Below are 13,405 nucleotides of genomic sequence, written 5' to 3' on the forward strand. Positions count from 1 at the left end.
ATGACCATCACCCGGAAGGAACCGGCCACCGTCACCTCGACGATGCCCGACGTCCGCGGACACGGACGCGCTCGCTCTCGCTCTCGCGAGGCCAAGCCCACGAACTTCTTCGGCATCGCCATCAGGATGCCGTTCTGGATCTTCACCGCGGCGCTCGCCGTGATCTTCCTCTACCCGCTCGTCTGGACCGCCGTGCGCTCGGTCTCCCCGCTCGCCGGCACGAACCAGACCGAGGGCTGGGGGTTCGGCAACTACATCACGCTCGCGGGCTACCAGGACGGCATCCTGCAGTACGTCGGCAACTCGGTGTTCGTCTCCTTGCTCACCGTCATCCTGACGCTCGTCATCTCACTCTTCGGCGGGTACGCGTTCGCCCGGTTCCAGTTCCGCGGGAAGAACGCCCTGTTCCTCGCGACCATCGCGATCCTCATGGTCCCGTACGCCACGCTGCTCATCCCGCTGTACGTGCTGCTCAACCTGGTCGGGCTCTCCAACTCGCTCGTCGGGGTGGCGCTCGTCCTCACCATGTTCCAGCTGCCGTTCTCGACCTTCATGATGCGCATCGCGTTCGAATCGATCCCGAAGGAGCTCGACGAGGCGGCGATGGTCGACGGCTGCACCTCGTGGACCGTGCTGTGGAAGGTGCTCGTGCCGGCGGTGAAGCCCGGCCTCATCACGGTCGGACTGTTCGCGTTCCTCGCGGCGTGGAACGACTTCATGGCGCCCCTCATCCTCATCAACGACTCGGCGAAGATGACGCTGCCGCTCGCGGTCTCGAACCTGCGCGGTCAGGTGCAGGGCGTCGTCGACTACGGCGCGACCGAAGCCGGTGTCGTCGTCCTCGCGTTGCCGTGCATCCTCCTCTTCCTCATCCTCCAACGTCACTACGTGCGCGGCTTCATGTCCGGCGCCTTCAAGGGGTAACCATGAGCACCACCATCAGCAACACGTCGACGCACACCGCCCTGAGCATGGCTCCGGTCGTCCCCACCACCGGTGCGCTCTCCCCACTCGGGCTGGACGAGGTCCGGATCACGGACGGGTTCTGGGCCGACCGCCAGCGCGTGAACGGCGCCGCGACCCTGCCGCACGTCGAGCACTGGCTCGAGCGCGAGGGATGGCTCCGCAACTTCGACCTCGCCGCCGCGGGCACCCTCCCCGAGGGTCGCCGCGGGCGGGAGTTCGCCGACTCCGAGGTCTACAAGTACCTCGAGGCCGTCGCGTGGGAGCTCGGACGGCTCGGCGGCGACGATGCCTTGGAGTCGCGGTTCCGCAGCGTCGTCGACCGGGTGGCCGGCGCCCAGGAGGCGGACGGCTACGTCAACACCCGCTTCGGGCGCCCTGGGCAGGGTGAGCGCTGGTCCGACCTCGAGTGGGGTCACGAGCTGTACTGCCTCGGTCACCTCTTCCAGGCGGCGGTCGCCCGGGAGCGGACGAGCCCGGGCGCCGACGACGGCCTGCTCGGCATCGCGACGCGCGCCGCCGACCTCATCTGCGAGGTCTTCGGCACCGACGGCATCCAGTCGGTGTGCGGGCACGCCGAGGTGGAGATCGGTCTCGCGGAGCTCGCCCGGGTGACGGGGGAGTCGCGGTACCTCGACCTCGCCTCGCTTTTCGTCGAACGGCGCGGCACCGGGGTCCTCGCGGACATCGAATACGGCCGGGCGTACTTCCAGGACGACGTCCCGATCCGCGAGGCCGAGGCACTGCGGGGTCACGCGGTTCGCGCCAACTACCTCGCCGCAGGGGCGACGGACATCGCCGTCGAGCAGGGCGACACCGGTCTGCTCGAGGCCCTCCGCGGCCAGTGGGACCGCACGATCGCGCGCCGCACCTATCTGACCGGCGGGCAGGGCTCGCACCACCAGGACGAGGCGTTCGGCGAGGACTTCGAGTTGCCGTCCGACCGGGCCTACTCCGAGACCTGCGCCGGTATCGCGTCGATCATGTTCAGCTGGCGACTCCTCCTCGAGGACCGCGACGTCCGGTACGCCGACCACATCGAACGCGTCCTCTACAACGTCGTCGCCACGTCGCCGTCGGCCGCGGGCACCGCGTTCTTCTACGCCAACACGCTGCACCAGCGCACGCCGGGGGAGTCGAGCCCCGACGACGAGGTGTCGCCACGCGCGTCGTCGTCCGAACGCGCGCCCTGGTTCGACGTCTCCTGCTGCCCGCCGAACGTGGCCAGGACCCTCGCGAGCCTGGCCGCCTTCGTCGCCACGAGCGACGACCACGGGGTGCAGATCCACCAGTTCGCGTCGGCGACGATCGACACGACCATCGGTGGGGCGCACGGCGGGCGGTTCCGTGCCGAGCTGGTGACCGACTACCCGCGCTCCGGAGTCGTCTCGTTGCGGATCCTGGAGGCGCCTCGTGACGCGGTGACCGTCTCGATCCGGGTGCCGTCCTGGGCCGACGACGCACGCCTGTCGGTCACGCCGGCAAGCGGCGCGGAGGAGACGCAGGACGTCGCCCCCGGGTACGCCGACCTCGCCCGCGTGTTCGCCGCGGGCGACGTCGTCGAGCTGTCCTTCGGCATGCGGCCGCGGGTCACGCACCCGGACCCGCGCGTCGACGCCATCCGCGGCGCCGTCGCGATCGAGCGGGGCCCGGAGGTCTACTGCGTCGAGTCGGTCGATCTGCCGGGAGGCGACGAGACGCTCGCCCGCATCGAGATCGTCCCGGACGCGGGTGTCGAGGAGGCGGCCGACGGGCGCCTGACGGTCGCGCTCCGAGCCCGCCCGGTCGTCGACGCGGCCTGGCCCTACGCCGAGCGCTTCGACGCACCACGGGACGTCGAGTCGTTCACCGCGACCATCGCGCCGTACCACTCGTGGGCCGAGCGCGGTCCGTCCACCATGCGCGTCTGGATCCCCACGACGCGGAGCTGACCGACGCTCGACAGGCCACTCGGATCGCCCGACGCCACCCCGGATCGCAAGGATTTCGGGGCGGTTTCGGGCGATTTCGCGTGCTCCTTCATCCCGTTGCCGCACGGTTTTCCGAAAACTCCGAAAACCCTTGCGGCGGCTGTGAGAGTGCCGATAGCCTCCCCGGGAGTGTCCTACTCACCGACGAGAGGGAATCAGACAGCGTGGTCAGAACACAGCACACCACCCCCGAGCGGGGGTCGCGCAGATGGCGCGGCGGGATCGCGGCGACAGCCGTCCTCGCCGTCATCGGCACGACCTTCCTCACGGCGCCGGCACAGGCCGCGAACGCCGACATCGGCTACCCGACGTTCTCGGGCAGCGACACCCCCATCCCGGCGACCGGCACGGGGTACACGGCCGGCAACCAACTGCAGGCCATCTTCGACGCGGACGTCGCGGCCGGAGCCGGAGCCCTCGGCGGACCCGACTTCTGGATGGACCGGATGCTCCAGCGCACCGGCACCACCGGCAGCTTCGGCGACGACAACCAGTGGCTGTTCAGCCGTGGGCGCGCGGTCTTCATGAAGGAGCACGACCCCTCGAAGCTCGGCTTCGGCGGTCAGGTCGCCTACTGGGAGGCCATCGACGGCAAAGCGGCGTACACGATCACCGCGAAGGTCGACGGCACCGACGTCACCCTCACCGAGGACACCGCGAGCCGCGTGCAGACGCCGAGCTACTGGCGCAGTGTGCACCGTCACGCCGCCACCGGGATCGAGGTCGTCCAGACGAAGTACATCACCGACGCGAACGTGGCCGTCACCGGCCTCGAGGTCCGCAGCACGAACGGCGCACACACCGTGCAGCTCACCGCGACCTCCGCCTACACGACGACCGTCGAGGGCGACGAGCTGACGGGCGTCGTCACGGCGGCCAACAAGCTCACGACGATCTTCCCGCGGCTCTCCGGCGACGGCTTCACCCCGGACGGCGGCGGCATCACGACCAGCCTCGCCGTCCCGGCCGGCGGCACCGTCTCCACCAAGGTGCAGCTCGGCTTCGTCACCGACGAGATCGCCGAGTCGCGCACGCAGTACGACGCCGTCCGCGGCCTCGCCCCCGACGCCTCGTACACGGCGCAGGTCACCGCGTACAACCAGTGGTGGGCCGACAACGTGCCCTTCCTGGACACCCCCGAGGACAACATCGACAAGACGCTGTACTACCGCTGGTGGCTCATGCGCTTCAACTTCCTCGACGCGGACATCCCCGGCAACGACTACCAGTTCCCCACCTCGATGGAGGGCGTGCTCGGGTACAACAACGCCATCGTGCTCACCACGGGCATGTTCATCGACGACCTCAAGTACTTCCGCAACCCGATCTACTCCTACGGCCCCTGGGTGTCGGCGGGGGAGACCTCGAAGAGCTACAAGTTCGTCGACAACCCGGGCGACCCGGCGAACTGGTCGAACAGCTACACGCAGTACATCTCCGAGGCCGCGTGGCGCTCGTACCAGCTGCACGGCGGACCGACGGCGATCGCCGAGAACCTGGCGGAGTACGCCGAGGACGACGTGAAGGGCCTGCTCGACGCCTACGACACCGACGACAGTGGCCTCATCGACTACAACTGGGGTGCGATGACGGGTAACGACGCCGACGCGGTGTCGTTCCACGAGCGCCCGAACGCCTCCATGGACCGCACCGAGAACGCGTACCTGTACTCCAACGCGCTCGCCTCGGCCGCCGCCTACCGGACGGCCGGTAACGAGGCGAAGGCCATCGAGATGGACGAGTTCGCCCAGGGCATCAAGGACAAGGTCGTCGAGCTCCTCTGGGACGCCGACGCGAAGGTCCTCAAGCACCGGTTCACGTCCGACGGCAAGCTCGCGAAGTGGAAGGAGATCAACAACTTCTACCCCTTCACCGTCGGCCTCATGCCGAAGCCGGGCGACGCGGACTACGACGACGACTACGTCAAGGCGCTCGACCTCTTCGCGGACGACGCCCAGTACCCGATCTTCCCGTTCTACACGGCGAACCAGGCCGACCAGGCGGACTACGGCGGACCGGGCAGCAACAACTTCTCGGTGATCAACTCCACCGTGACGTTCCGCATGCTGGCGAAGGTGCTGCGCGACTACCCGACGAAGGCGATCGACGCCGAGTGGTACAAGAAGCTCCTGTACTGGAACGCCTGGTCGCACTACCAGAACGGTGGTGACAACCGCCTGCCCGACCAGAACGAGTTCTGGTCCGACGGCGACGCCGACCCGCAGAACATCGGCTACCGCTCCTGGATCCACCACACGATCCTCGGCGCGACGAACTTCACGATGATCGAGGACACCATGGGCCTGCGCCCGCGGAGCGATGCGAAGATCGAACTCGATCCGATCGACATCGACTGGGACCACTTCACGGCGAACAACATCGCCTTCCGCGACCAGGACCTCACGATCACCTGGGACGCCCCGGGCGGTGAGCGCCACTACGGCGACAGCGTCCCCGAGGGCTACTCGGTGTTCCTCGACGGCAAGCTCGCCTTCACCATCGACTCCCTGAGCAAGGTCGTCTACGACCCCGCGACGGGCACGGTCGAGGTGGCGGACGACGTCACCGTCCTGTCCTCGACCACCGCCTCGCTGCAGGCGCCGCAGGACGTCTCCTTCGCCGCCGGTGACCGGGTCGTCGACCTGTTCGCCAAGGCCGGCGCCGACGTGGACCCGGCCAGCGCCGGATCCGCGAACGCCGCCGAGGGTGCCGAGGTCAGCGCGAGCTTCTCCGCGCCGAGCCGCCCCGCCACCGCGGCCGTGGACGGCACGACCGCCAACGAGCCCTTCTGGGGCACCGCGGGGTCGCCGAACGCGAAGGACTCGCTCGTGGTCGAGCTCGGAGGCACCAAGACCTTCGACGACGCCCGGGTGTACTTCTACAACTCCTCCTCCACCGCCACCGTGCAGGGGTACTCGGAGCCGGCGACCTATTCGCTCGAGGTCCGGAACGGCGACACCTGGACGGCGATCCCGGCCCAGGCCCGCGGCCCCGTCTACCCGCGTGCCAACTACAACCACGTCCAGTTCCCCGAGGTCACCGGCGACGCCGTGCGACTGACGGTCAACCACGCCGCCGGGTTCAAGACGGGGGTCAAGGAGCTCCAGCTCTTCGCGACCGGCGTCGAGGCACCGGCGTCCACCAACCAGGCTCCGTCGGTGAACGCCTGGGTCGACCAGGCGAACTCGGCCGGTGGCACGCTCGCGCTCGTCGGCGAGGTCAAGGACGACGGGCTGCCGCTCGGCGACGTGACCTCCTCGTGGAGCGTGGTCGACGCGCCGCAGGACGGTCTCGTCATCTTCGGCGACGCCACCTCGGCGTCCACGACGGCGAGCTTCACCGCGGAGGGTTCGTACACGCTGCGCCTCACCGCGAGTGACGGCGAACTCACGAGCACGAAGGATCTCGTGGTCCAGGGCGCGGTGTCCGCGGGTGGCCAGAACGTCGCCCGTGAGGCCACGCCGACCGGTGAGTTCACGGCGGGATGGAACAACGTGAACGCCGTCAACGACGGCACCGTCCTCCACAGCGGTGGATCGCAGGCCGACGTCTGGGGCACCTGGTCGGGCAGTCGTCCGGCCACGAGGTGGCTGCAGTACGACTGGGCGAACCCGGTCCGGGTCGACTCCGCGACGGTGTCGTTCTGGGCCGACCAGACGAACCCCTCCTCGGGCTCCGGTGTGAACGTGCCGAAGGCCTGGAAGGCGCAGTACTGGACGGGCGACGCCTGGGCCGACGTCACGGGCGCGTCCGCGTACGGCGTCGACCGCGACGCTCCGAACGCCGTCGAGTTCGACGCCGTGACCACGACCAAGCTCCGCCTCGTGCTGAGCGCGGCCGGTCCCGGCACCGGAGCCGACCCGTACGCCGGTGTCGCAGTCAGCGAGTGGGAGGTGTTCGCGGTCGCCCCGACGGCGATCGAACCCATCGACGTGCGCACCACCACCGGTGTCGTGCCGACGCTGCCCGCGACGGTCGACGCGACCTTCGCGGACGGCAGCCACGCCGACCTCCCGGTCTCGTGGGCGTCCATCCCACCCGAGCAGGTCGCGGGCGAGGGCAGCTTCGCCGTCGTCGGTCTCGTGACCGGTTCCGCGGTGCCCGCGAAGGCGACCGTTTGGGTGCGGACGACCGCTCCTGGGCAGATCAACGCCGTCGATCCCGTCGCGGTCACGACGGCAGCCGGGGTCGCCCCAGCCCTACCGGCCTCGCTCGGCGTCCTCTACAACGACGGGTCCCGCGAGGACCTGCCGGTGACGTGGGCGACCGTCGACCCGGCGGCGTACGCGGCCGAGGGCGTCTTCGAGGTCACGGGAACGGTCGACTCGGCCATCCCGGGGGTGAAGTCGGCCACCGCCACGGTGACCGTCGGTGCCGGCGGCGGCGAGGAGGACGACACCGCTCCGGTGGTCGCGCTCATCGTCGACCCGGCAGCCCCGGCTTCGGGTTGGCACCCGGGAGCGGCGACCGTCTCGGTCACCGCGACCGACGACCGAGATTCGGCGCCCGTCATCGAGGTGTCGGTCGACGCCGCCGCCTGGGTCCCGTACACCGGCCCGATCGCCGTGAGTGGGGACGGTGTCCACACCGTCGCCGCCCGCGCGACCGACGCCACCGGCAACCGCTCCGCCGCTGCCGACGTCGCCGTCCGGATCGATGCGACCGCACCGCAGGTGACCCCCGTCGCCGACGCTGCGGCCCGCACGGTCAAGGCGACCGCGACGGACGCCGGTTCGGGCCTCGCCTCCATCGAGGTCCGCATCGGTGATGCGCCGGAGTGGACGCCCTACACCAAGGCGGTCCTCGTGGGCCTGGAGGAGACCACGGTCCACCTCCGTGCCACCGACACCGCCGGCAACGTCTCCGCGGAGACGAGCGTCGTCGTGCCGAAGAGCGACGGTCAGCTGCGCCGGAACGTCGCGATCGGAGCCGTCCCGACGGCCTCGTTCACGGCCGCCTGGAACACGGTGGACGGCCTGAACGACGATGTCGCTCCGACCTCGTCGGGTGACGTCACGCCGAACGACAACGCGAGCGTCTGGGGTGCCTGGCCGCAGATCGGGCAGCAGTGGGTCCAGTACGACTGGGCTGAGGCGGTCACCGTCGGCGAGACCGGGGCGTACTTCGTCTCGAACCTCGACGACGCAGGCCTCGGCATCGAGGTCCCGAAGTCGTGGAAGGCGCAGTACTGGGACGCGGAGGCCGGAGACGGCGCCGGCGCGTGGGTCGACGTCGAGGCGCTCGGCGCCTACGGGACCGAGGTCGACGCGTTCAACGCGGTCGCCTTCACCCCGGTGACGACGACGAAGCTGCGTCTGCTCCTCGAGGCCTCGGGCACCGAGAGCGGCAAGGGCAGCCTGGGGATCAAGGAGTGGCAGGTGTTCGAGGCGGCCGACCAGCCGGTCCCGGACGTCACCGCCCCGGTCGTGACCACCACGGTCACCCCCGAGCGACCCGCTTCCGGCTGGTTCCGCGAGGACGTGAGCGTCTCGGCGACCGCCGTCGACGACCGCGACCTCATCGCGACCCTCGAGGTCCGGGTCGGAACCGGCGAGTGGGCGGCCTACACCGGTCCGGTCGTCGTGACTGCGGACGGGGTCACCTCGGTGTCCTTCCGCGGGACGGACGCCGCCGGCAACGTGTCGGAGCCGTCGGTGGTCGAGGTACGGCGCGATGCGACCGTCCCGACGGCCGCAGCGACGGTCGACCAGACCGCCCGCACCGTCACGGTGACCGCCGAGGACGCACACTCCGGTGTCGCGTTCACGGAGGTCCGGGTCGGCGACGGGGCGTGGACCACGTCCACCGCGCCGGTCGCGGTCGGCGATGCGGCGACCACGGTGGCCGTCCGTGCCACCGACGTCGCCGGCAACGTCTCGGAGTCCGTCTCCGTCGACGTCCCGGCGAAGCCCGTCACGCCGGAACCGACGCCGACCCCGGTCGACCCGGAGCCGACACCCGGTCCCAGTGAGCCGAGCGGCTCGCTGACCGGTGACGAGGTGCTGCGACTCGGTGTCACGAGCGTGGCCCCCGGCGGAGCACTGCCGGTGTCGCTGACGGGAGCCCAGCCGGGCGCGGTGTTCCGCGTCGAGCTGCGGTCGACGCCGGTGACGCTCGGCACGCTCACGGTGGGTGCCGACGGCACGGCGAACGCGGTGTTCACCGTCCCGTACACGATCACGGCCGGCGTCCACACGCTCGCCCTGGTCCTGCCGGGTGGTGAGGTGACGGCGCAGGTGACCGTCATCACGCCGGGTGCCAGCACGCCGGACGCCATCGCGTCGACCGGTGTGCCCGAGGAGGCCGGTACCTTCGGCCGCCTCGCCGCCCTCGCGGTGCTCCTCGGAGCCGCCGCCGTGCTGATCGCCCGCCAACGGGCGGGACGCACGCCGCTCGAGCGCGGACCGGCGGGACCGCTCGGCTGATCCGCCGCGCAGGCCCGGGGAGCATTCCGCTCCCCGGGCCTGTCGCCCTCTCCGGTCCCTGAGCTCCCCTCCGGTCCCTGAGCCTGTCGAAGGGCGGCATCCACTCGGCCCCGGCAGCCGGTGACGCCATACTGGTGTCACCTCGACCCGCGATCCGGAAGCAGCCATGACGTATCCTCCGAACCCTCAGTCGCCTTCTGGTCAGGCCCCGTACGGCCAGCAGCCGTACGGCCAAGCCCCCTCCGGCCAGCAGCCCTACGGCCAGCCCCAGTACGGCCAGGCCCCCTACGGCCAGCCGCAGTACCAGGCACCCGCGCCCCGCGGGGCCTCCTCGCCGGACGACCTGTCCCTGCCGCTCTACGGCGCGACGTTCAGCCAGGCGAGGCGACGCTTCTTCAAGCAGTACGCGGACTTCTCGGGTCGTGCATCGCTCAGCGAGTACTGGTGGGCCAGCTTGTTCACCACCCTCGTCATGCTCATCCCGACGCTGTTGGTGACCATCGGTGCGGCCCTCGTCGCGGTCACCGCCACGACGACGGCCGTGCAGCAGCAGGCCCGGTACGACAACGGGTACACCGGAGAGTTCGATGGGGTCGACCTGGGTGCCACGGGCATCGGTGTCAGCGTGATCGTCCTGATCGTCGGGGTGGTCCTGTTGCTCGTCGCGTGGGTGGCGCTCTTCGTGCCGAGCCTCGCGCTCACCTGGCGTCGCCTGCACGACGCAGGCTTCCCGGGCACCTACTACTTCTTCACCCTCGTGCCGTCGGTGGGCAGCGTGATCGTGCTCGTCATGGTGCTGCTGCCGTCGAAGCCGGAGGGCCAGCGGTTCGACGTACCGGCCCAGGTGCCTGCTCAGGTACTGGCCAAGGGCTGAACCGAACCTCACGCGGGCAGGGCGGCGACCTTCCGGAGGAGGACGTCGCGCTCGCGCTCGTTCGTCGCGAGGTGGGCGGCGGTCGTGAGCTCCGACCGTGCCTCCTCGGTGCGACCGAGCTGCGCGAGTAGTTCCCCGCGCACGCTCGGGAGCAGGTGTGAGCCACGGAGCATCGGGTCGTCGGCGAGGGCGTCGACGATGCGGAGGGCGGTCGCCGGGCCGGTCGCCATCGACACCGCGATGGCACGGTTGAGCTCGACCACCGGATTCGGGGCGATCCTGCCGAGCGCCTCGTAGAGGATCACGATCCGCTCCCAGTCCGTCGCCGCGACGCTCGGGGCGACCGAGTGGCACTGCGCGATCGCCGCCTGGAGTCCGTAGGCGCCCCGGCCTCGTCCGAGTGCGTCGGCCCGGTCGAGTGCCGCCGAGCCGCGGACGATCTGTGCGCGATCCCAGCGGTCGCGGTGCTGATCCGCCAGGAGGATCGCCGAGCCGTCGGGCGCCACGCGGGCGGCGAAGCGCGAGGCCTGGAACTCCATGAGGGCGACGAGGGCGTGCGCCTCCGGTTCGCGGGGCACGAGCGCGACGAGTCGACGACCGAGCCGCAGTGCCTCGTTCGCGAGCTCGGAGCGGATCCACGACGACCCGCTCGTCGCCGCGTACCCCTCGGTGAACAGGAGGTACACGACGCCGAGCACGGCCGACAACCGTTGGCGCCACTCGGCGGGGTCCGGCGCCTCGAACGGGATGCCTGCTGCCGCGAGGGTCTGCTTCGCCCGGGTGATCCTCGCCTGCACGGTCGGCACCGGGACCAGCAGCATCCGGGCGATCTCCCGGGTGGTCAGGCCGCTGACCACCCGGAGGGTGAGCGCCACCTGCGACTCCCGCGACAGCACGGGGTGGCAGGCGGTGAAGACGAGCCGGAGCACGTCGTCTCCGATCGGTTCCCAGTCGTCGTCACCGGCCTGCTCGAGGTCGCGGGCGATCGCCCGGTACCGCTCGTCGAGGGCTGCGCGCCGCCGCCAGCCGTCGATCGCCCGGCGTTTGGCGACCATCGTCAGCCAGGCGCCGGGGACGCGCGGCACGCCGTCGCGTGGCCACTGTTCGAGCGCCTCGAGCAACGCCTCCTGCGCCAGGTCCTCGGCGAGCCCGAGATCGCCGGTCAGCTTGGTCAGCGTCGCGACGATCTGGGCGCTCTCGATCCGCCAGACGCCCTCGACACTGCGGCGGACGGCGTCGTCGGTCATGGTCGTGCCGGGCTCAGGCCGGGTCGGCAGCGGGCTTCGGTGTGCCCTCCTGAGCGCGCCACTCCTCCTCCTTCTGGAGGTACTCGTTGTCGGCGTGGTCGGCGAAGTCCGACATGTCGGTGATGCGGCGCACCTCGATCTTGTTGCCGGGGGCGAGCGGCGCACGGCTGGCCCACTCGATCGCCTCTTCGCGGGTCGCGACCTCGATGGTCCAGAACCCGTTGAAGAGTTCGTGCAGTTCGCCGTAGGGGCCGTCGGTCACGATCGGGGCCTCCGTCGTGAACTCGACGACGGCACCCTGCGCGGCGTCGGTGAGGCCGTCGCCGCCGACCATGACGCCGGCGGTGATCATCGACTCGTTGTAGGCGCCCATCGCGTTGATGACCGCTTCGAAGTCCATGTCCTCGAGCTTCTCGACGGATCCGCTGTTGCGCATGATGAGCATGTATTTCGACATCGTCTTCTCCTGGTTTCCGGGGGCGCGATCGCCCGCCTCACTACGACGTCGAACGGCGGATGTGGAAATCGACATCGCGGACAGGATAGCTCCGGCGGGCGTCCGACGGGGAGGGTGAACGGGGCGCTGCCGGGAGGTGTCCGGCGCGCGAACAGCGGCGGACGGAAGCCGAGGTTCACAGCCCGGACAACACCTGTGGGCCGATACTGGAGGCATGGCAACCGACATCGACCACGAAGAGATCATCCGTCAGCTCACCGAGAAGCTGAGCGACAAGTACTCGGGGGTCGATTCCGCCCGGATCGGCGCGCTCGTGCGCGAAGAGGTCAGCGCGCTCGCCGAACGACCGGTGCAGGACTATGTGACCGTACTCGCCGAGCGCGCGGTCAAGAAGACCCTGAAGCGCTCCGAGAAGTAGCGGCGGGGCGGCATCGGCTCGCTCGCGCCCAGCCTGGGTCGATAGACTCGGCGCGGGTACTTTTGTCGATCTGTCGACAGAAGCGGTCCGACCGGCGTCGGTGACGCGGTGGACCGCCCGTCGGTGCCCGCCCGAAGCTACGAAGGAGTACCCATGAGCGCACCGTCCGTGCAGCTGTACACCGTCCGCGACGCCATCGCCGAGGACCTGCAGGGCGCCGTCGCCCGCATCGCCGAGATCGGCTTCACCAAGGTCGAGCCCTACGCGTTCGTCGAGCGCGCCGCCGAGTTCGAGACCGCGTTCGCCGCCGCCGGCGTGACGGCACCGTCCGGCCACGCGCCGGTGATCGACGCCGCCGACCCGGCCGTCGCGTTCGACGCCGCCTCGCGGCTCGGCATCGGGACGGTCATCGACCCGTTCATCCCGACCGACCGGTGGCAGACCGCGGACGACGCCGCTCGCCTCGCCGAGCGGGTCAACGAGCTCGCCGTTCAGGCAGCCGCCTCCGGCTTGAAGTTCGGCTACCACAACCACAACTGGGAGTTCTCGACCCACGTCGACGGTCGCCCGATCTTCGAGCTGTTCGTCGAGCAGCTGTCGCCCGAGGTCGTCCTCGAGATCGACACCTTCTGGTCGACCGTCGGCGGTGCGGACACCCCCGCGTTCCTGCGTTCGCTCGGCGACCGCGTGCAGTTCCTGCACATCAAGGACGGCATCATCTCCGGCGACATCGCCACCGCACTGCCGAGCAGCGAGAGCGCACTCGTCGTGCCCGACGCCCTCGCGCAGGCGTTCGCCAACCAGCAGCCCGCCGGTCAGGGTCAGGTCGACATCCCGGCGATCCTCGCCGCCGCGCCGCACGCGACCCGTGTGGTCGAGTTCGACGGCTACAGCAAGGAGATCTTCGGCGGCGTCGCCGAGTCCTTCGCCTGGCTCGCCGAGCACGACAAGTAGCACGCGCCTCGACACTTCGACAGGCTCAGTGACCGGCCTCCCGGTCCCTGAGCTTGTCGAAGGGCACGCCGAACGCGGGTACCTCGGTCCCTGAGCT

Annotated in this window: 8 protein-coding genes; 6 read left to right on the forward strand and 2 right to left on the reverse strand. The window is 70.3% G+C overall.

Annotation, left to right across the window (positions count from 1 at the left end):
* The 4 genes from QRN26_RS04585 to QRN26_RS04600 all read left to right on the forward strand — a co-directional run bounded on the left by QRN26_RS04585 (position 1) and on the right by QRN26_RS04600 (position 10,232).
* The gene (locus QRN26_RS04585) at positions 1–924 is read left to right on the forward strand and encodes a carbohydrate ABC transporter permease (RefSeq protein WP_350223907.1); all 924 of its coding nucleotides are present in this window, start codon (positions 1–3) and stop codon (positions 922–924) included.
* A gap of 2 nt (positions 925–926) precedes the next feature.
* On the forward strand, positions 927–2,894 hold the full coding sequence (locus tag QRN26_RS04590) for a glycoside hydrolase family 127 protein (RefSeq protein WP_285035514.1): 1,968 nt from the start codon (positions 927–929) through the stop codon (positions 2,892–2,894).
* 203 nt (positions 2,895–3,097) lie between these two features.
* Complete coding sequence (locus QRN26_RS04595; protein ID WP_285035516.1) at positions 3,098–9,358, forward strand: OmpL47-type beta-barrel domain-containing protein; 6,261 nt, start codon at positions 3,098–3,100, stop codon at positions 9,356–9,358.
* A gap of 166 nt (positions 9,359–9,524) precedes the next feature.
* The gene (locus QRN26_RS04600) at positions 9,525–10,232 is read left to right on the forward strand and encodes a DUF805 domain-containing protein (protein ID WP_285035518.1); all 708 of its coding nucleotides are present in this window, start codon (positions 9,525–9,527) and stop codon (positions 10,230–10,232) included.
* An 8-nt stretch (positions 10,233–10,240) separates the two neighbouring features.
* Here the strand turns inward: QRN26_RS04600 and QRN26_RS04605 are convergent, their stop codons facing one another.
* Both QRN26_RS04605 and QRN26_RS04610 read right to left on the reverse strand, forming a co-directional pair.
* Complete coding sequence (locus QRN26_RS04605) at positions 10,241–11,479, reverse strand: RNA polymerase sigma factor (RefSeq protein ID WP_285035519.1); 1,239 nt, start codon at positions 11,477–11,479, stop codon at positions 10,241–10,243.
* A gap of 13 nt (positions 11,480–11,492) precedes the next feature.
* Complete coding sequence (locus QRN26_RS04610) at positions 11,493–11,936, reverse strand: YciI family protein (protein WP_056780040.1); 444 nt, start codon at positions 11,934–11,936, stop codon at positions 11,493–11,495.
* Positions 11,937–12,150: 214 nt separating this feature from the next.
* Between QRN26_RS04610 and QRN26_RS04615 the strand changes: the two genes are divergently transcribed.
* Entirely contained in the window at positions 12,151–12,354 is a 204-nt protein-coding gene (locus QRN26_RS04615) for a three-helix bundle dimerization domain-containing protein (RefSeq protein WP_056009776.1), read from the forward strand.
* A 153-nt stretch (positions 12,355–12,507) separates the two neighbouring features.
* A complete protein-coding gene (locus QRN26_RS04620; protein ID WP_056009774.1) occupies positions 12,508–13,308 on the forward strand; it encodes a sugar phosphate isomerase/epimerase family protein in 801 nt (266 codons plus the stop codon).
* Positions 13,309–13,405 lie beyond the last annotated feature (97 nt).

The organism is Plantibacter sp. ME-Dv--P-095, from assembly GCF_030209365.1.
In the GTDB taxonomy this organism is placed as follows: domain Bacteria; phylum Actinomycetota; class Actinomycetes; order Actinomycetales; family Microbacteriaceae; genus Plantibacter.